Consider the following 22,263-nt stretch of genomic DNA (forward strand, 5'->3'; position numbering starts at 1 on the left):
CGCCTAGACCGGGCCGACGTAGCCGGCGGAGGCGACGTGGGACTCGTTCAGCACCACCTCGATCTCGGCGAGTTCGCCGCCCGGGCGGCCCAGCAGGCCGGCGCGCGCACCGGCGGCCAGTTTGTCGAACACCGCCTTGGCCAGGAACTCGGTGGTGGTGTTGATGCCGGCGAACTCCGGCAGCTCGTCCAGGTTCTTGTAGGCCCAGGGGCCGAGGATGTCCTTGAGCGCCTGGTGGGCGGCGCCGATGTCGATCACCACCCCGTTCGGGTCCAGTTCGCGCGACCGGAAGGTCACGTCGACCACGTAGGTGGCGCCGTGCAGCCCCTGGGCCGGGCCGAACAGCTCGCCGCGGAACGAGTGGGCGATCATGACGTGGTCGCGGACGGTGACGCTGAACATCGGTGGCCTATCCTTCGGCGGCGGGAAAGCGGACCCGATGACATAGGGCGGCGAGCCGGCCCTCGGCAAGCGCCGCCATGGTCTCGGGCAGGTCGGCGAACCGGCTCTCGCCGTCGACCAGCGCGTCGAGCGCCGGGTCGCACAGCAGTTCCAGGGCCTTGGCCATCCGCCGGGCATGGCTCCAGCGGCTGCGCTGGGCGGTCGCGACCGATCCCACCTGGCTGGACCGGATGGTCAGCCGCCGGGAATGGAAGGCCTCGCCGAGTGGCAGGGTGACCGGGGTCGAGCCGTACCAGCTCATCTCCAGGACCGTTGCCTCGAAACCCGCGATGCCGAGCGCCGTCACCAGCCCGTCCGGATGGCCGCTGGCGTGCAGGACCATGTCGAAGTCGGCACCGGCCGGCGGCGCCTCGGCGAAGGCGAGGCCGAGCGCCTCCGCCGGAACCCGCTTCGCCGGATCGAGGTCCAGGGCCAGCACCTCGGCGCCGGCAACCCGCGCGGCCAGTCGGGCGGCCAGCAGCCCGACCACCCCGAGCCCGATCACGCAGACCCGGTCGCCGGGCCGGATGGCGGCGTCCCAGACCGCGTTCAGGGCGGTCTCCATGTTGGCGGCCATCACGGCGCGCCCGGGCGGCAGGGCATCGGGCAGGGTGGTGACGGCGGAGACCGGCACCACGTAGCGGTCCTGGTGCGGGTGCAGGCAGAATACCGCCCGCCCGGCCAGCCCGTCCGGGCCTTCCAGCACCCGTCCGACCGAGCAGTAGCCGTATTTCACCGGCCCCGGGAACTCGCCGGCCTGGAACGGGCAGCGCATGGCGTCGCGCTGGCTGTCCGGCACCCGGCCGGAAAACACCAGGGTCTCGGTGCCGCGGCTGATGCCGGTGAACAGGGTCTCGACCAGCACCTCGCCGGCCCTGCGGGCGGGCAACTCCTCGCGGCGCAGCTCCGCCCGTCCAGGGCGGGCCAGCCAGAACGCGGTCGCGGTGTCGTCGGTCGCCATCGCGGCCTCCCTGGGGCGTCGATCTGCCCCTTGCCGGGACCTTCCGGAGACGGCGGTCGCGGGCTAGGGTCGCGCCGCACCATAGCGGAGTTCGGCATGGCGGACGAGCAGCGGCGCGGGCCCTGGACCATCCGGGCCAGCCGGCAGGTCTACGACAACCCCTGGATCCGGGTGACCGAGCACGACGTGCTGCGGCCCGGCGGCAATCCCGGCATCTACGGCGTGTGCGACATGAAGGGGATCGCCGTCGGCGCGGTGCCGATCGACGCCGACGGCTCGACCTGGCTGGTCGGCCAGCACCGGTTCCCGCGCGACTATTATTCCTGGGAGCTGCCGGAGGGCGGCGGCGACCCGGCGCTGCCGCCGGTGGAGTCGGCGCGCCGCGAGCTGCGCGAGGAGACCGGGCTGGCGGCGGCGCACTGGCATGAGTTCCTGCGGACCGACTTCTCGAACGCGGTCACCGACGAGATCGGCTTCGGATTCCTGGCCTGGGGCCTGCAGCCCGGCACCGCCGACCCGGACGACGGCGAGATGCTTGAGATCCGGCGCCTGCCGTTCGCCGAGGCGCTGGAGATGGTCCTCGACGGCACCATCCGCGATGCCTTCAGCCAGATGATGCTGCTGAAGGTCGACGCGCTGGGCCGGCGCGGCCGGCTGCCGCCGGCGGTCGCCGTCCTGCTGGGCTACGCGACTTAGGCGTCACCGCCGAGTCGGCGGTCCCGGCCGTGCCCTCGGGGCGACGGCGTCCGGGGCGATCTGCTCGCGCCCGGACATCACCCGGGTGCCGTGATCGTAGAACCCGGCGATGGTGTTCAGCAGCTTGCCGCAGGTCGCGAGCTGGGCGTCGAAGTCGAGGATCTGCGCGCTCGGGTCGGTGAACAGCTCGCGCCGCAAGTTCACGAAGGCCGCGGTCCATTCCCGCGCCAGCCCGGTGACCTCGTAGCTGGTCTCGCGCGCCGAGGTCCGGCCGGCCTTGCGGATCAGTTCGGCGCGCAGCAGCTTCTTCAGGCTGTACTGGATGTTGGCGATATCGTCGCGGTTGGCGAAGCGGGCGATGTCGGCGACCGACAGCGGCCGGCTGGCCGCCAGGATCTGCTGCAGCACCACGTTGTCCTGGCCGGAGATCCCGCGCATCCGGCCCTCGCGGCCCAGCAGCGCGCCATAGAACCGGTAGAACGCCTCGGCCGCGCAGATCAGGCCCTGCTCGAACTGGGTGACCGCGAACTCCCGGGGGTTGCCGGCCAGGTGCCGGGCGACCTTGCCGCCGGGGTCCGGGGCCGTTCGGCCCTGCTTGTCGTCGTCGGTCATGGCGATCCGGCCCGCTCCGATGTGGCCTGCCCTTTGGCAAAGGTTCCGGGCATCCGCAACGATTGACACATTCGTGCGTGCCGGTAAATTACTCAGTAAATTATCAGGTTGGTCGCGCATGAACCAGCAGGCCAGACCCTCCGGCCGCACGCGATGGAATGGTGCGGGTGCCGGGCCGTCGCCGTTCCGGGCAGGCGCCGCGATCACCGCCGAGACCGTCAAGGCGCGTGCGAAGGCGCTGGGCGCCGATCTGGTGGGCATCGCCTCGGCCCGGACCCTGAACGCCTTCCCACCGGACCCGCGCTGGCCGCAGACGCCCGATCGCATCTCGCCCTACGTCAAGAGCTGCATCGTCATCGTCCAGCACATCCCGGCCGGCGCGTTCCGCTGCAAGACCAACATCCCGGTCCAGTACATGGACATGCTGGTGCTGCGGAAGATGGACAAGGTGGCCTACCGGATCGCCGAGGAACTGGAGGCGGCCGGCCACCCGACCTTCGCGGTGCCGGCGCAGGAGACCGAGTGGTCGTACAAGCGGGCCAGCTACGGCCGGCTGTCGACCCGCCATCTCGGCGTCGAGGCCGGGCTCGGCACCCTCGGCCTCGAGGTCAACATCCTGACCCCGGAATACGGGCCGCGCCTGTACCTGACCGGTATCCTGACCGAACTGGAGCTGGAGCCCGACGCGCCGATGACCGAGCAGGTCTGCATCGGCGAGTCCTGCAGCCGCTGCCTGCATTCCTGCCCGGGCGACGCGGTCCTGCATTTCGGGATCGACAAGCGGGCCTGCGCCGAGCACGCCCAGGAGTTCGGCTTCGGCCAGATCATGAAGTTCCTGGGCCAGGTGTTCGACGCCCAGGAGGCCGGGGCGACGACCGACGAGCTGGCGGCAATGGCCCGGTCGCGCGACCTGTTCGGGTTCTGGCAGGGGCTGCTGCGGGTGGTCGGGTCGTTCGGCGACTGCCCGCGCTGCCTGGCGGTCTGCCCGGTCGGCGACGACTACCACGCGCATCTGGCCGAGCATCAGAAGGCGATCCCCGAGAAGACCCCGGAGAAGGTGACCCTGGCCAAGGCGTTCCAGCAGGCCCGGCGCCAGGGCGACCCGGTCGCCGGGCTGGACGACTGGAACGTCCGCTGGGTCGGGCCGGAAGGATACAAGGGTATCGTCGCCCGCCAGGTGCAGGCCTTCAAGCAGCGCCAGCGCGAGCGCGCCGCAGCGGCCGAGCGGGACGGCGATGACTGAGTTCGACCTCGGCCGGATGACCCGGCGGTGCTTCGAGCGACCGGCGGCCTTCTCCCTCGCCGTCATTCCGGACCGGGTCGCCATCGGCGGCACGGGTCCGGAACCCAGCCGCCTCCAAAATGGTGGACGGTGCCTGTCGCACCGTGGGTTCCGGCTCGTCCGCGCCGACGCGCGGCGGTCCGGAATGACGGCAGAGGAGAAAGCCCGGCCGTGGTCGGCGCAAGCCGCGTCGCGCGGCCGTTCGGGACGTTGAACAGGGGAGTGTCGCGATGGTCGGGATCTTCCGGCAGCCGGTGACCGCGGACGACATCAAGGCGCGGGCCCGCGAACTCGGCGCAGATCTCGTGGGGATCGCCGACGGCGAGGCGATGGACCGGCACCCGCCGGACCCGGCCGACCCGCGCCGGCCGAGCGACGTGACCGACCTGGACGCCGGCCGGGTGATCGTGCTGGCCAAGCGGCTGAGCAACGGGGTCGCGCGGATCCCGCACTGGGGCGACCGCACCAAGTTCTACAACGACGAACTCGCGCTCTCGACCCTCGAGGAGGTCTCGCTCGAGCTGGTGTTCTGGCTCGAGGAGCTGGGTTATCCGGCGGTGATCGTCCCGCCGACCCATGTCGACCCGTGGCGCTACGACGACGACCCGGCGCAGCACCAGTCGACCCTTCTGTCGCTGCCGCACGCCGCGGTCGAGGCCGGGCTCGGCACCCTCGGGCTGAACCGCCAGCTGCTGACCCCGGAATTCGGGCCGCGGGTGATCCTGACCGCCGTCATGTGCTCGGTCGACGTCGAGCCGGACCGGCCGCGGGCCGATGCGCTGTGTCTCGGCCCGTCCTGCGGGCGCTGCCTGTCGGCCTGCCCGGCCGACGCGGTGCGGCACTGGGACCGCGACTGGGAGGCCTGCGACACCCACCGCTCGCCCTACGGCTTCGCCAAGCTGACCGAGCACATCGCGACGGTCATGGAGGCGCCGACCGCCCAGGCCAAGAAGGACCTGCTGCGCACCGAGACCTTCTTCAATCTGTGGCAGAGCATCCTGCGCGGCTCCGGCGTGATCACCGGCTGCCGGCGCTGCGCCGACGTCTGTCCGGTCGGCGACGACTATGCCGGCATGCTGCGGGACGCGCTCGACGTCATCGCCGAGGACGACGAGGCCAAGCGCCTGCGGCTGGCCGACATGGTGCGGGCCGAGGCCGACGGGGCACTGCCCGCCGGCTACGACGCCCAGCGCCGCTGGATCGGCGAGCTGAGCGCGGCCGGCGGGGTGGTCTCGTGACCGGTGCGGGGCAGGTGGCCGACCTGCGGCTGCCGAGGACGCGGGCCGACATCGCCGCGATCCAGGCCGCGCGCAAGCCGGAGGCGGTGCGCCGGGCCATGCGCTCGGCGTTCTTCAGGGGCCGGCTCGACCACCTGGACCTCGATCGCCTGGACCGGCCCGAGGAATGGGCCAGGGTTCCGATCCTCGACAAGGACATGCTGCGCGAGCTGTCCGACGCCGAGTTCTACGACGGCTTCTGCGTGACGCCGGACGACGGCGACGCGGTGTCGGAGTTCTGGCGCTCGGGCGGGACCACCGGACGGCCGCTGTTCTATCCGCGCACCCATCGCGACCTGGGGGCCGCCATGACCGGCTTCTCGCGGGTGTTCGCCTGCGCGGGGACGCCGCCGGCGGCGCGTGCCCACTGCTCGTTCCCGCTCGGCATCCATCCGGTCGGGCAGATGACGGTACGGGCTGCCGAGCGGCTGGGCATGTCGATGCTGATGGCCGGCGCCGGCACCACCACCCCGTCGCTGCTGCAGCTCGAACTGATCGAGCGCCTGATGCCCAGCGTGTGGATCGGCATGTCGAGCTACGGCCTGCACCTGGCCAACCTGGCCGACCAGCAGGGCCGGGACCTGGCGGCAGGGCCGGTCGACCTGATGATCTGCTCGGCCGAGCCGCTGTCGGCCGCCAAGCGCGAGAAGCTGGGCCGGCTCTGGGGGGCCAAGGTCCGCGACACCTTCGGCATGACCGAGGCCGGCATGATGGCGGCCGAGGACGGGGTGGTCGACGGCTTCCGGGTCTGGTCGGACCTGTTCCACGTCGAGGTCGTCGACCCCGGCACCCGCGAGCCGGTGCCCGACGGCACGGTCGGCGCCCTGGTCGTCACCCCGCTGTTCACCAACAACTGCACGCCGTTCCTGCGCTGGCTGTCCGGCGACCTGGTGACCATGCACCGCGAGGTCGACGGCGACGGCCCGTTCTCGGTGTTCCCGGTGGTCAGGCACGCGCACCGCACCAGCGGCTTCTTCAAGATCCGCGGCATCAACATCAGCCACGGCGAGTTCGAGGACTTCGTGTTCCGCGACGCCACGGTGAACGACTTCAAGTGCGAGGCGGTGACCGTCGGCGACCTGGACGTGCTGCGGGTGTTCGTGGAGCTGAAGCGCGATGTCGAACCGGCCCCCGCGCTGAAGCGCATCGCCGCCGACATCAAGCGGGTGTTCGAGTTGACCCCGGAGGTCGAGCTGCTGCCGGCCGGCACGCTCGCCAAGGAGTTCGAGGCCGCGATCAAGGCCCCGCGCATCGTCGACCGGCGCGGCTGAGGCTACTTTACCTTCATCCGCCTGGCCGGGTCGGCGCCGCCGAGTTCGTAGGTGATCCGCCGCAGGTACTCGATCAGTTCCTTGCGGTCCTTGTAGCGCTCGAGATTGGCGTAGGGCAGCACCTCGCCGATCCGGATCGGCACGTCGCTGCCGATGCGCCGGGCGATCTCCTTGAACAGCAGGGATTCCCGGGCGGTCTGGCTGAGGTTGCTGGCGATCTGGAACAGCCGGCTGTTCTGGCCTTCGAAGAACACCGGCACCACGTTGGCGCGGGCCTGCACGATCAGCTTGGAGGTGAACGGCTTCCAGTCCGGGTCGTAGGCGCGCCCGAACGGCGGCGTCGCGGTCGAAACCGTGCCGCCGGGGAACACCACCACCGCCCCGCCCTCGTTCAGCTCCTGCAGGGCCTGGCGCCGCGAGTCCAGGTTGGTCGCCAGCGCCGCCCGGGTCTCGGCGAAGTCGATCGGCAGCAGGAACGGCTGCACCTCGGGTGCGCGGAACAGCACCGAGTTGGTCAGCACCTTGAAGCGGGTCCGGATCTGCGAGGTCAGGTAGCTGATGATGATGCCGTCCAGCACCCCGAACGGATGGTTGGCGACAATCACCAGCGGGCCGTCCTTCGGCACCGCGTCCCAGCGTGCCCGGTCGTAGACCAGGTTGAGCTGCAGCTTGCGGACCGCGGCACTCCAGAAGTCCTCGTCCGGGACCGGGTTCAGCCGGTGCTCGAGATACAGCCGCTTCAGCTTGGGCTGACCGGTCAGCCGCTCGACCAGCTGGATCACCGCGCGTTTCAGCAGCGTGTGCTCGCCGGTGGCGTAGGAGAAGTGCGGCAGGTCGGCCGGTACGGCCCGGTTCGACCCGGTCAGACGCTTGAACAGTGCCGATGTTCGGCCAGCGGCCATCTCTTGCCCTCGTCAACGGCGTTTTGCCGTCCGTTCCCCGTCGGAATGCTCGCGCCTGACCGCCATCGGGTCAAGGCGCGGCGGTCAGGTCTCGGCCCACATCCGCAGCAGGTTCAGGCGGGCCTTCTCGACCCGCCGGATGCTCTCGCCGTCGGCGTTCTCGCGCACCAGCCGGTCCATCACCTCGGCCAGGTCCTCGATGATCTCGCGGCGGGCCGGATCGCGCACCATGCTCTCCATCCAGGTGACGATCGCCAGCCGGCGGCCGCGGGTCACCGGGTTGACGCGGTGCACGTAGTGGGTCGGGTACAGCACGGCGTCGCCGGCCGGGCGCTTGTAGACCTGCTCGCCGAAGGCGGTCTTCAGCACCAGCTCACCGCCTTCGTAGGCGCCCGGCTCGTTCAGGAATATGGTGATCGACAGGTCGGTCCGCATGCCCGGATACGGGCCCATCAGGGCGGCGTCGACGTGCTCGCCGTAGCGGTTGCCCTCGACGTAGGACGCGAAGATCGGCGACAGGATGCGGCGCGGCAGGGCGGTGATCGCCACCTTGTCGTTCTGCCGCAGCACGCCGAGCACCAGCTGCGCCAGCTCCCGGTACTCCGGGCTCTGCGGCGAGACCTGGGTGTTCTTCTTGATGGTCTCGCCGAGCGGGCCGCCGCTCATGCTGCCGTCGACGAACTGCGCGCCGAACAGCCGCTTGGCGATCGTCTGCACCTGGTCCTTCGACAGCAGCCCCTCGATGACCGCGACCATCGCTTCCTCCCTGGCTCGGCACCCGTGGTTCCGGCCGGGGTCGCCCGGCCGGCGCGGAACCTAGCAGACCACGGAACCCCGGGCGACGGTTCAGCGTTGTCGGCATGAATGGCACGCCGATTGCTTATCTGATCCCGAGAGACGGTGTGGCGGAATCGGCTGCCGCGCCGGCGAGACCAGGGAGACGCAGATGTCGCTTGCCGCAGCGTTGAAGAAGGGCCAGGCCGCCATGGACACCCTCGGAAGCTGGGATCCGTTCCAGGAGCCGGCCGGTGAGAGTGCGGCGCCGGCCAAGCTCCCGGCGGCACGCCCGGCCCGGCCGGTCCGCGCTTCCGCGGGCTCGGACCGTGCGGTCCCGGCCAACGTCAACGCGGCCGCCGAGCGCGCCGCGTCGGGCTCCCAGGGGCGGCCCCAGGGCCAGCTTCGCGCGGTCCCCGACATGGACGAACTCGCCGACTTCGACCGCCCGACCGCCCGTCCCGCCCAGGCACGCGCTGCCCAGGCCCGTGCCGCGGCGCCGTCCGGCAAGCCTGCCGCCCGCCCGGCCGCTTCCCAGAAGTCGCGCGGCAAGGCCTCCTGGCTGCATGACGGCCTGCCGCAGCACGGCCGGGTAAACGCTGCCCAGTACATCCGCGAGCTGGAACGCTTCGCCGCCGAGGAATCGCGCCGCGCCGTCGCCGATACGGTGATGGACGTGAACCCCGGCGAGATCGAGGGCGTGGCCAAGTTGGCCGCCCGCATCAAGGGGCGCTACCTCGCCAAGCTGCTCGACCTCGGCAATCCGACGAAGGGCACCATACAGGACACAGAGGTCCGCGAGCTGACCCGCTACCGCGAGACCTACGAAGAGCTCGCCCGTGGCCTCGACATGCTCAAGGTCGCGATCGAGGCCGGGGACGTTGGTGTCTCCGGCATGGTCCGCCGCTGAGTATCGCGCCGGACCTTTTTCATTCCCCCCCAACTTCGAGGGCCGCTTCCGGGCGGCCCTTTTTTTCACCGGAGGCCGGCTGGTTGATCCGGCCATAACGGCCGGGTCGCCGTCGCCGCGGCGTGAGCCGGCCGTTGCCTTGGCGCCCGCACCGGAAACGCGCGCCGGCCGCCGGACGGTGGACTGATCCGTCGCAAGGAGGCCGGGCGTGTCGGGCACTGCCGGCCCGCTCGACGAGAAACATGGCGGGTTCCCCGGAACGCTGACCGGCACGGCCGTTACGGATCGCAGGGTGGGCCATGTCGGGTGCGACAGCTTGCCCGCGCGGGACGGAAGACGTGGGCCGGCGGCCGCGTTCCCCGGTTCCGCTGGTTGCGGTGGGTCCAAAAGAAAGCGGCCGCTCCCGGAGGAGCGGCCGAAGTGTTGCTCTGGAGGAAACCCCGCCCCGGAGGAGGCGGGCAGGCGAAACCGGTCAGTGGAGCGCCAGCTGGCGCGGCGCGGTGTGGCCCAGGAAGGCGCGGGCCGCGTGCTTGTGGTGGTCGTGGACGCTCTCGAGGTAGATGCGGGCCTGGTGCAGGTCGGCGACCGGACGGCCGTCGTCCATGCGCTCCAGCAGGCAGGTGAAGCCGATCTCGCGCAGGCCCTCATAGGCCTCCTCGGTCATGTCCGGGATGTTGGCCTCGAACTGGTCGGCGAAGACCTTGGCGAAGTGGCCCATGATCTCGCGCCGGAACCGCCAGGGTTGCGCCATCAGCTTGACCGCCCATTCGTCGACCGCGTCGCGGATGACCCGCGGCAGCTGGTCGAACAGCTGGCAGCCGGACGCCGCCTCGTCGTCGGCGAGCGGTGCGTTCTGGTTGGCGGGCGCGAATTCGATCGGCCCGGCGGCGCGGCCGCACAGGCTGGCCGGCGAGCGGGTCGGCACGCTCGGCACCGGGCCCTCGACGACGGCCGGCCAGTCGTTCGAGGCGTCGACGGCGGCGGCGTCCTCGGTGGTGCGCGGATCGTAGTCGGACATTCGGTCGCTCCCGGTATTGCTGTTCGTTCGCGGCGAACGTCGCAATCGGCGGGCCATCGACGGGAAGGCCGAAATTTTGTGGAAAGTCAGGTGGTTACGGAAACGATCTCGGATCCGACGGCAGTTCTTGCCGGGACGGCCCCGGCAAGCCCTGCCGCACCGCGGTCGGCGGTAGGCAGAGGGGGTGTCGGACGGGTAGCATCCACGCCGAAAGCCCTCCGGAACCGGGACTGCGCCGGCCGGACAAGAAAAAAGGGCCGCCTGACGGCGGCCCGAGTTAAGGGAGGAAACGCCCAAGAAGTGAAGCAGCACGTTGGGCAGTCGTGCTGCACTGCAAAATCTGGTCTCCCGCCCTGCGTATGGCAAGTACAAAATTTGTGTGCGGGCGCAAAAAAGTTCCTGGATGGTCGGAAGCGAGCTTGATGTGACTGATTTGCAACAACGGCGGAGCCCCGATCCAGGTGTTCTAAAGGCCCTGTCCGAGCGCCGGAACGGGCCCGGGATCCGGCGGATTTCTGCGCATCTCGCCCTGCTGGTGCCGACCGGCGCGGCGATCCTCGCGGCCCCGGGCGCCTGGTGGCTGCTGGCGGCGGTGGCGCACGGGATCGTCCTGATGTTCCTGTTCGCGCCCCTGCACGAGAGTGTGCACCGCACAGCGTTCCGCAGCGGCTGGCTGAACAGGCTCGTCGGGGACCTGGCCGGACTCGTCCTGGTGCTGCCGCCGCGCTGGTTCGCCGCCTTCCACTTCGCCCATCACCGCTTCACCCAGGATCCCGACCGCGATCCCGAACTGGCCTCTCCCAAGCCGACCACCCTGGCCGGCTATGCCTGGATCGTCTCGGGCGTCGAGTACTGGCACCGGACGATCCGGGGCCTGCTGCGCCGCGCCGTCGGAATCGCCCCGGACGGCTTTCTGGACGACCGGCTGCGGGCCCGCGCGATCGCCGAGGCGCGGGTCTACCTCGCCATCTATGCGGCCCTGGCGGCCGGATCGCTGGCGCTCGGCAGCGACCTCGTGCTCAGGCTTTGGGTGGTGCCGGCCCTGCTCGGCCAGCCTTTCCTGCGGCTGTATCTGCTGAGCGAGCACTGGGGCTGCCCGACGGTGAAGGACTACTGGGCGAACACCCGGTCGACGGTCTCGCTGGCGCCGGTGCGCTGGCTCGCCTGGAACATGCCGAACCACGCCGAGCACCACGCAAATCCGGCGATCCCGTTCCACGCCCTGCCGGCCTATGCGGCGCTGATGAAGGGCGCGCGGGTACACGAGGCCCGTGGCTACGCGCCGTTCCACGCCGGCCGGATCGCCGACGTCGCGGCCGGGCGGGCGGGGCCGGTGTAGCACTGGCGCCCGTCGCTCCGTGGGTTCCGGCTCGGCCGCGCAGAGGGCGGCGCGTCCGTCCGGAATGACGACAAGGGCGGGGCCATTCCCATTCCTTGTCGTCATTCCGGACGGGACGGTCCGCGAAAGCGGTCCGGATCGAGCCGGAACCCACGGAACGACGGGCTTCGGATCCGCGGCTATCCGATCCGCGTCGCCGCCAGCCGGTCCTCGTCGAGGGCGACGCCCAGGCCGGACTCGCCGGGCAGCACCAGCACCCCGTCCCGCGGGGCGGCGATCGGCTTCAGGCCGCCGACCCCTCCGGTCAGGGCGGCGTTGGGGCCGGATTCCCGTCGCGGATTCCCGTCAACGCTGAATGCGACCTCCGACGGAGTGTCTGCGCGTGAAACTGTTCCCGCGATGCCGCACTGTCCTGCGGTCGCGATCCGGAGACCGGCCATGCTCGAGGCGTTCACCCACGACCCGTCCCCGTCGATGAGTTTCGGGATCGACCGGCTGTCCCGGCTGTCCGAGGACGTGGTCGCGCTCGCCGGGCCGGCAGCACGGGTGCTGATCGTCACCGATCCCGGGCTGATGGCCACCGGGCTGCCCGAGGCCGTCGCCGCCGGGCTGCGCGCCGCCGGCCACCGGGTCGAGCTGTTCGCGGAGGTCCGCAGCGACCCGACCGCCGCGTCGATCGATGCCGCCGCGTCGCGGGCCCGGGCGATCGAGGCCAACCTGATCGTCGGCCTCGGCGGCGGCTCGCCGCTCGACGTCGCCAAGCTGGCGGCCTGCGTGGCGGTCGCCGAGGCGCCGGCCGAGGCCTATGCGGTGATGGGCCGCCCGCTCCCTGACAAGCCGATCCGCAAGATCCTGATCCCGACCACCTCGGGGACCGGGGCCGAGATGACCCGCACCTCGGTCTACGGCACCGCCGACGACCGCAAGGTCTGGGCCTGGGGGCCGACCCTGAAGGCCGACCTGTCGATCCTCGACCCGGTGGTCACCCGCGGCCTGCCGGGGCCGATGACCGCGGCCACCGGGCTCGACGCCCTGGTGCACGCCATCGAGGCCTGTACCCACCGCCGCAGCACGCCGGTGGTCGAGGGCATGGCGCTGCAGGCGATCCGGCTGGTCGCCGGCAACCTGGAGCGGGTGGTGGCCGAGCCCGGTGATCTGGAGGCGCGCGGGCGGATGGCGCTCGGCTCGGCCCTGGCCGGGGTGGCGATCGACGCCTGCGGCACCGGCATCGCCCATGCCTTCGGCCACGCGCTCGGGACGCTCGCCCATGTCCATCATGGCCGGGCCGTGACCCTGGCGATGCGGGTGGCGCTGCCCTGGGCCTGCGTCGCCCGTCCCGACCTGTACGCGCCGGTCGCGCTCGCCCTCGGCGTCGACCCGCGCGGCACCGCCGGCGATCTGGAACTGGCGATGGCCGGGGCGGCCCGCTTCGAGGCCCTGCTGCGGTCGGTCGGCCTGCCGGTCTCGCTTGCCGGCGACGGCCTGGGCGAGGCCGACGTCGCCCGGCTGGTCACGGTGACGGTGGCCCCGGAAAACCGGCCGATGGTCGACTCCAACGCGGTCCGGCCAACCGACGAGGACCTGGTGACCCTGGCCCGGGCGATCCTGACCGCCGCGTAGGACGGCGGGGCGTGTCAAAGTCGTGAGACGGTGACAAATCTGGGCTCCCGGGAACGAACCCGAGGCTCGAGAGGTCGTTGGCTGCAGGAGACAACTGCGCGGATGCGACCATGTCCTTCCGGACCGATGGCTACCCGGACCAGGCTGACCCCGGAGTCGACCGCGCGCTGCGCGTGTTGTCGTTCGCCGGGCTTGCGATCCTCCTGTTCCTGGGCGGGGCGCTGATCGCGATAGTGGACGTCTTCCCGTCGCAACTGCTGAAGGACGCCTACAGCGGCGGCGTGGCGCTCTACAGCCGCTGGACCCAGTACCAGGACGTGACTCGGACCGACCTGTGGCAGCCGGCGCGGACCGACGCGCGCGGCGTGACCGTCAACCAGGCCGGCCGGATCCAGCCCGGCTACACCCTGTACAGCTCCGGCCACGAGGCGGCGGCGTTCCTGATGGCCGCTGACGGCACCGTGGTCCACGCCTGGCGGCGGCCCTACAGCTCGGTCTGGACATCGCAGTCGCCGGTGCGCGACCCGCTGCCGGACCGCAACGTCTACTTCCGGAAGGTCGAGGCGTTTCCGAACGGCGATCTCCTTGCGCTCTACGAGGGCGCCGGCGACACGCCCTACGGCTACGGCATGGTCATGCTGGATCGCGAGTCCGGGATCAGGTGGCGCTACTTCGGACACGCCCACCACGACTTCGACATCGACCGCGACGGCCGGATCTATGTGCTGACCCAGGAGAGCCGCAGCAAGCCGATGGCCCGCATGGATCACCTCGCTAAGACCCGGCTGGACGACTTCCTCGACATCCTGTCGCCGGACGGCGTGCCGCTGCGGCGGGTGTCGCTGCTGGAGGCGCTGGCGCGCTCCCGGTTCGAGCACCTGATCTACACGGTACCGGCCCCGTCGGTCGGCGATCCGCTGCACACCAACACGCTCAAGGTCCTGACGCCCGAGATGGCCGCCGCGCTGCCCGGCACCGCACCCGGCCAGGTGCTGCTGTCGTTCCGCGACATCGGCGCGGTCGCGGTGCTCGACCTCGAGCGCGAGGAGATCGTGTGGGCCCTGCGGGGGCCGTGGTACGGGCAGCACGATCCCGACCTGCTGCCGAACGGCAACCTGCTGGTGTTCGACAACCTCGGCGCATTCCGCAACCCCGGCGGCCGCACGCGCGTCATCGAGGTCGACCCGCGCAGCGGTGCGGTCATGTGGCGCTACCAGGGGACCGCCGAGCGGCCGCTGGAGAGCGAGATCCGCGGCGACCAGCAGCGCCTGGCGAACGGCAACACCCTGATCAACGAATCCAGCGGCGGCCGGATACTGGAGGTCACGCCGGCCGGCGAGGTGGTCTGGGAATACGTCAATCCGGAGCGGACCGGGGACCGCGACCAGTGGATCCCGATCGTCGCGTCCGCGCGCCGGCTGCGCCCTGAATTCGAGATGCCCGGTTCGCCCTGAGCGCCCGGCTGCTGCGGGTGGGATCACGCAACGGAGGTATGACCATGAGGATCCGAAACATCGTTCCGTTCGTCGTCGCCGTTCTGGCAGCCGGCCTGCCGTCGGTGGCGCACGCCTATGTCGGGCCGGGCGCCGGACTCAGCCTGGCGGCCGCCTTCTGGGCGATCCTGGTGGCGGTCGGCACGATCGTCGGCTTCACCCTGCTGTGGCCGATACGCCGGTTGCTGCGCCGGCGCGGTGCGCGTGCCTCGCAGCGTACCCAGGCCGGGGCCGACGGCCGCTCGGCCGCCGACGGCGAGGCCCGGTCGTGACCGCCGGGCTGCTGGATCTGCCCGCACCGCTGTTCGGCGCGGTCGAGGAGGTGCTGGCCGGCCATGTCCCGCCGCTGTGGCGGCTGGGGTTGTGGGCGGCGCTGGCCGCGCTCGTCTCGATCGAGCTGTACCGGATGCTGTCGCCGCAGCGCCGGATCGCCGCCGCGGCGGCCGATCTGCGCCGGGCCCAGGGCGCCCTGGCGTCGTTCGACGGCGAGTTCCGCGACGCCCTGCCGCTGATGCGGCGAACGATGGCGGCGGCGGGACGTCGTCTGGCGATGGTGTTTCCGGCCTCGATCGCGGCCGCCCTGCCGATCCTGGCGCTGCTGGTCTGGCTGGACGGCGCGTATGGCGCAAGGCTGCCGGACCCCGGTCAGCCGGTAGCGGTCAAGGCGGAACCGGCCGGCCTGGAAGCCCGCTGGGTCGATGCCGCCGGCGGCCGCGACGGCGCGGTGGTGGTGACCGACGGGCCGCGCGAGGTCGCCCGGGCGGCGGTGCAGGCGCCGGTGACCAGCATCCACAAATGGCGATGGTGGAACCTGCTGGTCGGCAACCCCGCCGGATACCTGCCGCCGGCGGCACCGGTCGAGCGGGTCGATATCGACCTGCCGCGCAACGAGCTGGTCGGGGTCGGGCCGCCGTGGATGCGCGGGTGGGAGGTGCCGTTCCTGCTGCTGTTCACGGTGTTCGCTCTGGTCGCCAGGCGGGCGCGGAGGGTGGTGTGACCGTGCCGACCGAACGAGCGCCCGACGATCGGTTCCGCGTGCCCGGCTGGCTCGACGTTCTGGGCTACATGGTCGAGCACTGGCCGGAGACCTGGCGGCGCCTTGGCGATGCCGAGACCCGGCGGATCCGCGACCGGCTCGCGGGGTCGGCGATCCGGCAGCCGGTCTACGTCACCGGGCTGGCGCGGGCCGGCAGCACGGTGCTGCTGGAACTGCTGTCGCAGCACCCGGACGTGGCGACCCACCGCTACCGCGACTTCCCGATGCTGCACGTCCCGTGGACCTGGAATCGGTTCGTGGACGCCGCGGTGACCGAGGACAGCGAACCGCGCGAACGGGCCCACGGCGACGGCATCGCGGTGACGCCGGAGAGCCCGGAGGCGTTCGAGGAGATCATCTGGATGTCGTTCTTCCCCGACATCCACGAGCCCGGCGTCCCCAACGTGCTCGAGCGCATCGTCGAGCACCCGGAGTTCGAGGCGTTCTACCGCGACCACATCCGCAAGCTGCTGCTGCTGCGCGGCGGCACGCGGTATCTCGCGAAGGGCAACTACAACGTCACCCGCCTGGGCTACCTGTGCCGGATGTTCCCGGATGCCCGGATCGTCCTGCCGATCCGCGACCCGGTCGCGCATGTCGCCTCGCTGATGCGCCAGCACGACCTGTTCCGGCGGGTCGGTCGGCGCAACCCGCGGGCCCGGCGGCACATGCGCCGGGCCGGCCACTTCGAGTTCGGCCTCGACCTGCGGCCGATCAACACCGGCGATTCCGGGGCGACGCAGCGCATTCGGCGGCTGTGGGCCTCGGGGGCGGATGTCGAGGCCTGGGCTCGCTACTGGGCGATGGTCTACGGCTACGTCGCAGACCTCCTGGAGCGCGACACGGCGGTGCGCGACGGCACGCTGCTGGTCCGGTTCGAGGATCTCTGCCGGGCGCCGGCCGATACCATGCGCCGGATCCAGGGGCACGCGGCGCTGCCCGGCGAGCGGCTGCCGGCCCTGGCGGAGGAACGGATCCGCGAGCCGTCATATTATCGCCCGCCGTTCGGGGAGCCGGCGATCCGGCTGATTCGCGAGCATACCGGGCCGGTCGCGGCGCGCTTCGGCTACTAGGGCAGTCGATCCCGCAGTGCCGCGATCAGATGCCCCAGCGCCGGCACGCTGTCCACCAGGTGGTCGGCCCCGGCGCTCGCGAGGGCGGCGCGTCCGTTGTAACCCCAGTCGACGCCGATTGCGATTACCCCGGCGGCCCGGGCCATCTCCATGTCGAACACCGAGTCGCCGATCATCACGGTGGCCTCCGGGCCGTGGCCGGTCTCGGCCATGGCGTTGCGGATCAGCGTCGGGTCCGGCTTGCCGGGGCCGGATTCGGCGGTCTGCAGGGTTCGGAACAGGCCCGACCAGCCGGTCTGCGCGAGCATGTGGTCGACGCCCGCGCGCCGCTTGCCGGTGGCGATGCCGAGGGTGAACCCGGCCTCGGCGACGCCGGCCAGCAGCGCGTCGACCCCGTCATAGGGCGACTCGGCGGCTGCCTGTTCGCCCCGCATGGCCTGGACCTGCTCGACGTAGCGCCGGGCGATCGCCCGGCGCTCCGCCTCCGGACGCTCGGGAAACAGCCGGTCCATCATCCGTTCCGGCAGCAGGCCGATGGTCGCCAGGAAGGCGGCGTCGCCGGGATGCGGCGGCTCGCCGGTCGCGAAGGTCCGGCGCGCCGACTCCACGATGGCGGCCCGGCTGTCGATCAGCGTGCCGTCGACGTCGAATACCAGCAGCACGGGCCGGCGCCTCAGGCGTGCGGGTTGGCGTTGGCGGCGAAGTCGGCGCGCTGCGGCTTGACCACGCAGAACCGATGGCCGCTGGGGGCCTCCAGCACCACCCAGCCCTTGATCCGGGCGACCTCGGTGGCGCCCAGGCCGACCAGCCGCTCGACCTCGGCGTCGATGTCGTCGCTCTCGATGTCGAGATGCACGCGGCTGTCGTGGTCGACCTTCTGCAGGATGATCTTCACCTCGCCACCGGGGCCGGCCAGGCTCACATAGCGGTCGTCCGGGTCCGGCTCGCCCGGGGCCACGTCGTAGCCGAGGGCGCCGGTCCAGAACGCCGTGGCCTCGGCCAAGTCCTCGGTCCGGCAGTCGATGACCAGCGCCCCCAGGCGGCTCTTGTGCATGTCTGCGTCCTCCGGTTGATCGGCCGGCAGTATGGCGCCGGCCGCGCGCCGGCGAAACCGGGGTCGGCGGGGTCAGGCGAGTTCGGGGTAGCCGAGCCGCTCCGCCGCCCGGCGCATCTCCGGCATGACCGCGTAGGCGGCGTCGTCGACCGGCGACAGGCCGGCGATCAGCAGCGTCTCGCGAGCGGCGGCGGCGTCCGGATCGGCGGCGGCGCGCAGCAGGGCGGCGGCGATCCGCGCGCGGGTGCCCGCGTCGATACCGCGGCGGACGGCATAGGGCAGGGCCGGCGCTGCCGGGCTCCAGCCGAGCACCCGGATTCCCCGGATTTCCTCCGGGGCGTGCCGGGAGATCAGGGCGAAGGTAGCGGCGTCGATCGCCGCGATGTCTGCGTCCCCGGTCCGGACGGCGGCGAGGCTGCGGCGGTGCGCGCCGGCCCAGACGACCTCGGAGAAGAACCGGCCGTCCGCCGCCAGCGGGGCGACGGCGGAGCGCAGCACGTTGCAGCCGGACTGCGAATCCGGGCCGTTGGCCGCGGCGCGGCGTCCCCGCAGGCCGGCGAGATCGCCGGCCGGGTCGTCGTCGCGGACCAGGAAGGCGCTGCTGTAGCGGCCGGGACCGCAGCCCTCGGCGTCATAGCTGGGCACCGCGACCGCGGTCAGCGTGTCGGCGAAGCCATGGGTCAGCGGGTAGCCGCAGGTCTGGGTCAGCAGCAGCGCCGGATCGCGCCAGACCTCGTGATAGGGCCGCGACCGGTCGAGCGACTCGGGGACCCCGGCCACGCCCTCGGCCCGCAGGGCGCGGGCGATCGCCGCCCACCAGGCGTCGGTGGCGGCCCGCAGTTCCGGCAGGTCGTACATGCCGAGGGCGACGACCCCGGTTGCGGTACCGGTCATTGCTCGGCTCCTTCCAACTCCGCGATCTGCCGGCGCACGAAGCCCGGCACCTCGTGGGCCTGGATCACCGCCCGGCGGATCAGGTCGTCGAAGCGCCGGGTCAGCACCCGGATATGCTCGGTCGTGGTGAACACCAGGTACATGTTCCCGACATAGAGGGCGGCCCGCTTCGGGCCGAAGATCGTCACCGGCACCGCGTATTCGTGCCGGCCGTCATACAGATACCATCGCATGCTCGGATACAGCTCGTCCGTCAGGTCGGCGATGTGGACCAACTGGCGGATCCGGACCTCGCGCGGCAGGTCCTCCCAGATGCCCTGGCCGAGCACGAAGCCGCGCAGCATCTGGATCGAGGTGCAGATCTCGATGTCGGTCTCCGGCTGGCGGGCGTAGTCCAGCCGGTCCATCGAGCGCCGCATCGCCTGCTCGGCGCTCAGCCCCTGGGCCTCCCGGTACTCGTGCTCGACCACCTCGTTGGTCTTCAGCGGGTCGGGCAGGTTGGTCGGCACCAGGCGGATCTTGTAGCCGGACGACTCGGTGTACCAGCGTCGCAGGTTCTCGTCCTCCGGCGCCCGGCGGCGCGGCGAGATCTCGGGCGCGCGCTCCAGGATGTCGGCGCCGAGCTGGTTGCCCTCGGTCAGCCCGAGCAACCAGTCCAGGCTGACCTGCAGCGCCACCGCCATGGCGGCGACGGTGTCGGCGCGCGGCAGCCGCACGCTCTCCGGCGACAGGATCTGCGACAGGGTCGAGCGGTCGACGCCGATCCGGCGGGCCAGGCCGGCGCGGGTGGTCCCGGCCCGGTCCATGGCCTGCTCCAGCCGCTCCCGGAACAGCTGGACCGTGAAGCGCTTGTCGGTGGGCCCGGCAGTCGAGGTCATGATCCCCTCTGTTGCGTTTAGTCACCGCATAGGATGATTGGTCACCATAGTAAACGCAAGTTGTGCGTAGGCGCGTTGCCACCACGCCGGCGTGACGACTAGCGTCGACGGCATGTCACATCAACGTGAAGCGACCCGGTTCGACGCGCCATCGGCGGCCACGGTGCCGGTGGCGGACCATTTCTCCGGCGTCCCCGGCGTCGCCGCGACTGCCGCCGTGCCGATGGCGCCGCGCCTGGCGGCGCGGGTGGAATGGCGGACCGTGGCGCTGGCGGCCGGGATCTACGGCGGCTGGCTGGCAGCGGTGCTGGCCGGCGGTCTGGAACTGGTGCCGGTTTGGGCCTGGGCGCCGCTGGCGGCGTGGTGCGTCGCCTGGCAGGCCTCGCTCCAGCACGAGGTGCTGCACGGCCATCCGACGCCGAACGCCGCCCTGAACCGCTGGATCGCCGGCCCGCCGCTGGCGCTGTGGCTGCCTTACGAGCGCTACCGGGCGACCCACCTTCAGCACCATGTCGACGAGCGCCTGACCGATCCGCTGGACGACCCGGAGAGCTTCTACGTCACCGCCGATGCGTGGGACCGCGCCGGCCCGCTGCACCGGGCCATGCTGTACGCCCTCAACACGCTCGCCGGGCGGCTGCTGCTCGGACCGCCCTGGGTGGTCGCGCGCTTCCTGCTGACCGAGGCCCGGGGGATTCGCCGCGGAGACCGGGCGCTGCGGCGCGCCTGGGGCCGGCACCTGCTGCAGGCGGCGGCCGTCGTCGCGCTGCTGCAGGGCCTGCTCGGGCTGCCGGTGTGGCTCTACGTCCTGGCCGTGGCGTGGCCGGGGACCGCGCTGATGCTGCTGCGGTCGTTCGCGGAGCACCGGACGGCCGGGGATCCCGCGCACCGCTCGGCGATCGTCGAGAGCCGCGGACCGCTGGCCTGGCTGTTCCTGTCCAACAACCTGCACGCGCTGCATCACGAGCGGCCGGGCCTGCCGTGGTTCGTGCTGGCGAAGATCTACGACGCCAATCGCGACGCGGTTCTGACCCGCAACGGCGGCTATCGGCTGGACGGCTACCGCGAGGTCGCGCGACGCTGGCTGCTGACGCCACGCGATCATCCGCGGCATCCGGGCTGGACCGACTGAGAGCCGGCCTGTCCGCAACCGCCCGACCGGCAATCACGACTCCCGTCCGCGCAGGGCCGGGGCCAACCGAACAGGGGAATGACCATGACCGAAGCGCTGCCGTCCTCGATCGGATACATGGTGGTGGGGGCCGGCGTGCACGGCCTGTCGACCGCCTGGCACCTGGCGATGGAGCTCGAGGCGACCGGCCGCGGCTCCGGCCGCGACGTGATCGTGGTCGACAAGACCGCGCCCGGCGCCGGCGCCTCGGGCATCGCCTGCGGCTGCGTGCGCAACATGTACATGACCGAGCCGCTGCACGCGATCCTGCGGCACTCGGTCGACGTCTGGATGGCCGACCCGGTGCGCTTCGGCTTCCAGCAGGTCGGCTACATCTCGGCCGGCGAGGGCAACCAGCTGCCCGACTACGAGAAGATGGTCGCCCACCACAACGCCGTCGGCTACCGCTCCGACCTGTATGTCGGCAAGGAGGCCCGCGCCTTCCTCAAGAAGCTGTGGCCGGACTTCAAGACCGACGGCATCGACGTCTGCCACTTCGAGCAGCCGAGCGGCTATGCCGGCACCCGGCAGGCGATTTCCGGGCTCGCCGAGAAGTGCCGCGAGCGCGGGGTGCGGATCTACGCCGGCGTCGAGGTGACCGGCTACGACACCGCCAACGGCCGGGTCACCAGGGTGCTGACCCCGGAAGGCGCTGTGGCGGCCGACGTGATCGTCTGGGGCCTGGGCGCCTGGACGCCCAAGCACTGGGAGATGCTCGGCCGCGGCGACCGCATCGCCTGCACCTATCCGGACGGCAACACCGTCGAGAAGGACATGTGGACCTACTGGCGGCTGCTGGAGGGCGAGGTCTACACCGACGGGCCGTATCGGACTGCCGACGACCGCGACCCGCCGGTGCTGCACGTCGAGCTGATGAACACCCCGGTGATCGACCCGCGCACCGGCAAGGAGCTGGACGACCACCTCTACGTCTACTGGAAGAACGGCGCCGAGCGCATGGACGCGCCCGGCATCCAGGGCGGCACCATCCCGGTGAAGATCGGGCCGCGGGCGGCGGTCGAGCCCTACGGCCATGCCAGCGACGAGTACCAGGCGGAAGCCAGGTTCGCCGACTACATGACGGCGTCGATGGGCCAGCTCATGGGCCGGTTCGAGGGCAACCGCGGAAAGTTCCGCGACCGCCGCAACGGCGGCATCGGGGCGTTCACGCCCGACAACGTGCCGATCTTCGACTGGGTCGCGGACAACGTCTACATGGTCGCGGACTCCAATCACGGCTTCAAGATGCTCGGAGTCGGCAAGCTGCTGGCCCGCCAGCTGGTGCGCGGCGAGACCGTCGGCGAACTGGCGCCGTTCTCGTTGTCCCGCTTCGCCGGGGGCGCGACCTTCGGCGCCTCCAACAGCCATTGCCCCTGGGTCTGACCGGCATCCCGGGGCCAACGGACGTCGTTCTGGCCGCGCACTGAATCAGGGAACCGAAGAGCGCTCGCCACGGTTGTTGCAGGAGGGCCCGCCCGGATCGCCGGTCGGGCCCTCGCCGTTTGGGAAAGGCAAAAACAGTCGAGCCGTTGTCGGCCCGGAACTGTGGAAAATACGGATG

The 22,263-nt window shown here is 71.5% G+C and carries 24 protein-coding genes; 13 read left to right on the plus strand and 11 right to left on the minus strand.

What is annotated here, in order from left to right; translation table 11 throughout:
* Positions 1-3: 3 nt before the first annotated feature.
* On the minus strand, positions 4-402 hold the full coding sequence (locus tag RIC31_RS10545) for a 6-pyruvoyl trahydropterin synthase family protein (RefSeq protein ID WP_350106325.1): 399 nt from the start codon (positions 400-402) through the stop codon (positions 4-6).
* 7 nt (positions 403-409) lie between these two features.
* A complete protein-coding gene (locus tag RIC31_RS10550) occupies positions 410-1,402 on the minus strand; it encodes a zinc-dependent alcohol dehydrogenase (RefSeq protein ID WP_350106328.1) in 993 nt (330 codons plus the stop codon).
* 96 nt (positions 1,403-1,498) lie between these two features.
* Between RIC31_RS10550 and RIC31_RS10555 the strand changes: the two genes are divergently transcribed.
* On the plus strand, positions 1,499-2,098 hold the full coding sequence (locus tag RIC31_RS10555; protein WP_350106332.1) for an NUDIX domain-containing protein: 600 nt from the start codon (positions 1,499-1,501) through the stop codon (positions 2,096-2,098).
* Between the two features lie 3 nt (positions 2,099-2,101).
* On the opposite strand, the gene RIC31_RS10560 is transcribed toward RIC31_RS10555, so the two are convergent.
* On the minus strand, positions 2,102-2,710 hold the full coding sequence (locus RIC31_RS10560; RefSeq protein ID WP_350106335.1) for a winged helix DNA-binding protein: 609 nt from the start codon (positions 2,708-2,710) through the stop codon (positions 2,102-2,104).
* Between the two features lie 118 nt (positions 2,711-2,828).
* On the opposite strand from RIC31_RS10560, the gene RIC31_RS10565 reads away from it, so the two are divergent.
* The 3 genes from RIC31_RS10565 to RIC31_RS10575 all read left to right on the plus strand — a co-directional run bounded on the left by RIC31_RS10565 (position 2,829) and on the right by RIC31_RS10575 (position 6,540).
* Positions 2,829-3,953 (plus strand): hypothetical protein, encoded by a 1,125-nt coding sequence (locus RIC31_RS10565; protein ID WP_350106338.1) that lies wholly within the window; start codon positions 2,829-2,831, stop codon positions 3,951-3,953.
* Between the two features lie 269 nt (positions 3,954-4,222).
* Positions 4,223-5,230, plus strand: a complete 1,008-nt coding sequence (locus tag RIC31_RS10570; RefSeq protein ID WP_350106341.1) for a hypothetical protein — start codon at positions 4,223-4,225, stop codon at positions 5,228-5,230.
* On the plus strand, positions 5,227-6,540 hold the full coding sequence (locus tag RIC31_RS10575) for a phenylacetate--CoA ligase family protein (RefSeq protein ID WP_350106344.1): 1,314 nt from the start codon (positions 5,227-5,229) through the stop codon (positions 6,538-6,540). Before RIC31_RS10570 ends, RIC31_RS10575 begins: the two co-directional genes overlap by 4 nt.
* A gap of 2 nt (positions 6,541-6,542) precedes the next feature.
* Here the strand turns inward: RIC31_RS10575 and RIC31_RS10580 are convergent, their stop codons facing one another.
* Both RIC31_RS10580 and RIC31_RS10585 read right to left on the minus strand, forming a co-directional pair.
* Positions 6,543-7,442 (minus strand): lysophospholipid acyltransferase family protein, encoded by a 900-nt coding sequence (locus RIC31_RS10580; protein ID WP_350106347.1) that lies wholly within the window; start codon positions 7,440-7,442, stop codon positions 6,543-6,545.
* Between the two features lie 84 nt (positions 7,443-7,526).
* On the minus strand, positions 7,527-8,198 hold the full coding sequence (locus RIC31_RS10585; protein WP_350106350.1) for a Fe2+-dependent dioxygenase: 672 nt from the start codon (positions 8,196-8,198) through the stop codon (positions 7,527-7,529).
* A gap of 190 nt (positions 8,199-8,388) precedes the next feature.
* Here RIC31_RS10585 and RIC31_RS10590 point away from each other — a divergent pair, with 190 nt between their 5' ends.
* Positions 8,389-9,126: a hypothetical protein gene (locus tag RIC31_RS10590; RefSeq protein WP_350106353.1), complete on the plus strand. Its 738-nt coding sequence runs from the start codon at positions 8,389-8,391 to the stop codon at positions 9,124-9,126.
* Positions 9,127-9,598: 472 nt separating this feature from the next.
* Here the strand turns inward: RIC31_RS10590 and RIC31_RS10595 are convergent, their stop codons facing one another.
* Positions 9,599-10,144 (minus strand): hypothetical protein, encoded by a 546-nt coding sequence (locus RIC31_RS10595; protein ID WP_350106356.1) that lies wholly within the window; start codon positions 10,142-10,144, stop codon positions 9,599-9,601.
* A 424-nt stretch (positions 10,145-10,568) separates the two neighbouring features.
* Between RIC31_RS10595 and RIC31_RS10600 the strand changes: the two genes are divergently transcribed.
* Positions 10,569-11,483 carry a fatty acid desaturase gene (locus tag RIC31_RS10600; protein WP_350106360.1) on the plus strand — a complete coding sequence of 305 codons (915 nt, stop codon included), beginning with the start codon at positions 10,569-10,571 and terminating at the stop codon, positions 11,481-11,483.
* A 179-nt stretch (positions 11,484-11,662) separates the two neighbouring features.
* Here RIC31_RS10600 and RIC31_RS10605 read toward each other — a convergent pair whose 3' ends face one another.
* A complete protein-coding gene (locus RIC31_RS10605) occupies positions 11,663-11,938 on the minus strand; it encodes a hypothetical protein (protein WP_350106363.1) in 276 nt (91 codons plus the stop codon).
* Between RIC31_RS10605 and RIC31_RS10610 the strand changes: the two genes are divergently transcribed.
* The 5 genes from RIC31_RS10610 (at position 11,922) to RIC31_RS10630 (ending at position 16,705) form a co-directional block, all read left to right on the plus strand.
* Positions 11,922-13,103 (plus strand): iron-containing alcohol dehydrogenase, encoded by a 1,182-nt coding sequence (locus RIC31_RS10610; protein ID WP_350106366.1) that lies wholly within the window; start codon positions 11,922-11,924, stop codon positions 13,101-13,103. The genes RIC31_RS10605 and RIC31_RS10610 overlap by 17 nt on opposite strands.
* Before the next feature lie 110 nt (positions 13,104-13,213).
* Positions 13,214-14,557 carry an arylsulfotransferase family protein gene (locus tag RIC31_RS10615; protein ID WP_350106369.1) on the plus strand — a complete coding sequence of 448 codons (1,344 nt, stop codon included), beginning with the start codon at positions 13,214-13,216 and terminating at the stop codon, positions 14,555-14,557.
* A gap of 44 nt (positions 14,558-14,601) precedes the next feature.
* Positions 14,602-14,868, plus strand: coding sequence for a hypothetical protein (locus tag RIC31_RS10620; protein WP_350106372.1), 267 nt, complete (start codon positions 14,602-14,604; stop codon positions 14,866-14,868).
* On the plus strand, positions 14,865-15,593 hold the full coding sequence (locus RIC31_RS10625; RefSeq protein WP_350106375.1) for a hypothetical protein: 729 nt from the start codon (positions 14,865-14,867) through the stop codon (positions 15,591-15,593). The genes RIC31_RS10620 and RIC31_RS10625 overlap by 4 nt, the downstream gene beginning before the upstream one ends.
* Positions 15,590-16,705: a sulfotransferase gene (locus tag RIC31_RS10630; protein ID WP_350106378.1), complete on the plus strand. Its 1,116-nt coding sequence runs from the start codon at positions 15,590-15,592 to the stop codon at positions 16,703-16,705. The genes RIC31_RS10625 and RIC31_RS10630 overlap by 4 nt, the downstream gene beginning before the upstream one ends.
* Here the strand turns inward: RIC31_RS10630 and RIC31_RS10635 are convergent.
* The 4 genes from RIC31_RS10635 to RIC31_RS10650 all read right to left on the minus strand — a co-directional run bounded on the left by RIC31_RS10635 (position 16,702) and on the right by RIC31_RS10650 (position 19,531).
* Positions 16,702-17,367, minus strand: coding sequence for an HAD family hydrolase (locus tag RIC31_RS10635; protein WP_350106381.1), 666 nt, complete (start codon positions 17,365-17,367; stop codon positions 16,702-16,704). The genes RIC31_RS10630 and RIC31_RS10635 overlap by 4 nt on opposite strands.
* Positions 17,368-17,378: 11 nt before the next feature.
* Positions 17,379-17,759, minus strand: coding sequence for a VOC family protein (locus RIC31_RS10640; protein WP_350106384.1), 381 nt, complete (start codon positions 17,757-17,759; stop codon positions 17,379-17,381).
* A gap of 72 nt (positions 17,760-17,831) precedes the next feature.
* Positions 17,832-18,653 carry a phosphate/phosphite/phosphonate ABC transporter substrate-binding protein gene (locus RIC31_RS10645; protein WP_350106387.1) on the minus strand — a complete coding sequence of 274 codons (822 nt, stop codon included), beginning with the start codon at positions 18,651-18,653 and terminating at the stop codon, positions 17,832-17,834.
* The gene (locus RIC31_RS10650) at positions 18,650-19,531 is read right to left on the minus strand and encodes a helix-turn-helix domain-containing protein (RefSeq protein WP_350106390.1); all 882 of its coding nucleotides are present in this window, start codon (positions 19,529-19,531) and stop codon (positions 18,650-18,652) included. The genes RIC31_RS10645 and RIC31_RS10650 overlap by 4 nt, the downstream gene beginning before the upstream one ends.
* Positions 19,532-19,643: 112 nt before the next feature.
* Here RIC31_RS10650 and RIC31_RS10655 point away from each other — a divergent pair, with 112 nt between their 5' ends.
* Together RIC31_RS10655 and RIC31_RS10660 are read left to right on the plus strand one after the other, a co-directional pair.
* A complete protein-coding gene (locus RIC31_RS10655; RefSeq protein ID WP_350106393.1) occupies positions 19,644-20,663 on the plus strand; it encodes a fatty acid desaturase in 1,020 nt (339 codons plus the stop codon).
* 84 nt (positions 20,664-20,747) lie between these two features.
* Positions 20,748-22,085 (plus strand): NAD(P)/FAD-dependent oxidoreductase, encoded by a 1,338-nt coding sequence (locus tag RIC31_RS10660; RefSeq protein WP_350106396.1) that lies wholly within the window; start codon positions 20,748-20,750, stop codon positions 22,083-22,085.
* Positions 22,086-22,263: the final 178 nt, after the last annotated feature.

Origin of the sequence: Thalassobaculum sp. (genome assembly GCF_040219615.1) — a bacterium.
Lineage (GTDB): Bacteria > Pseudomonadota > Alphaproteobacteria > Thalassobaculales > Thalassobaculaceae > Thalassobaculum_A.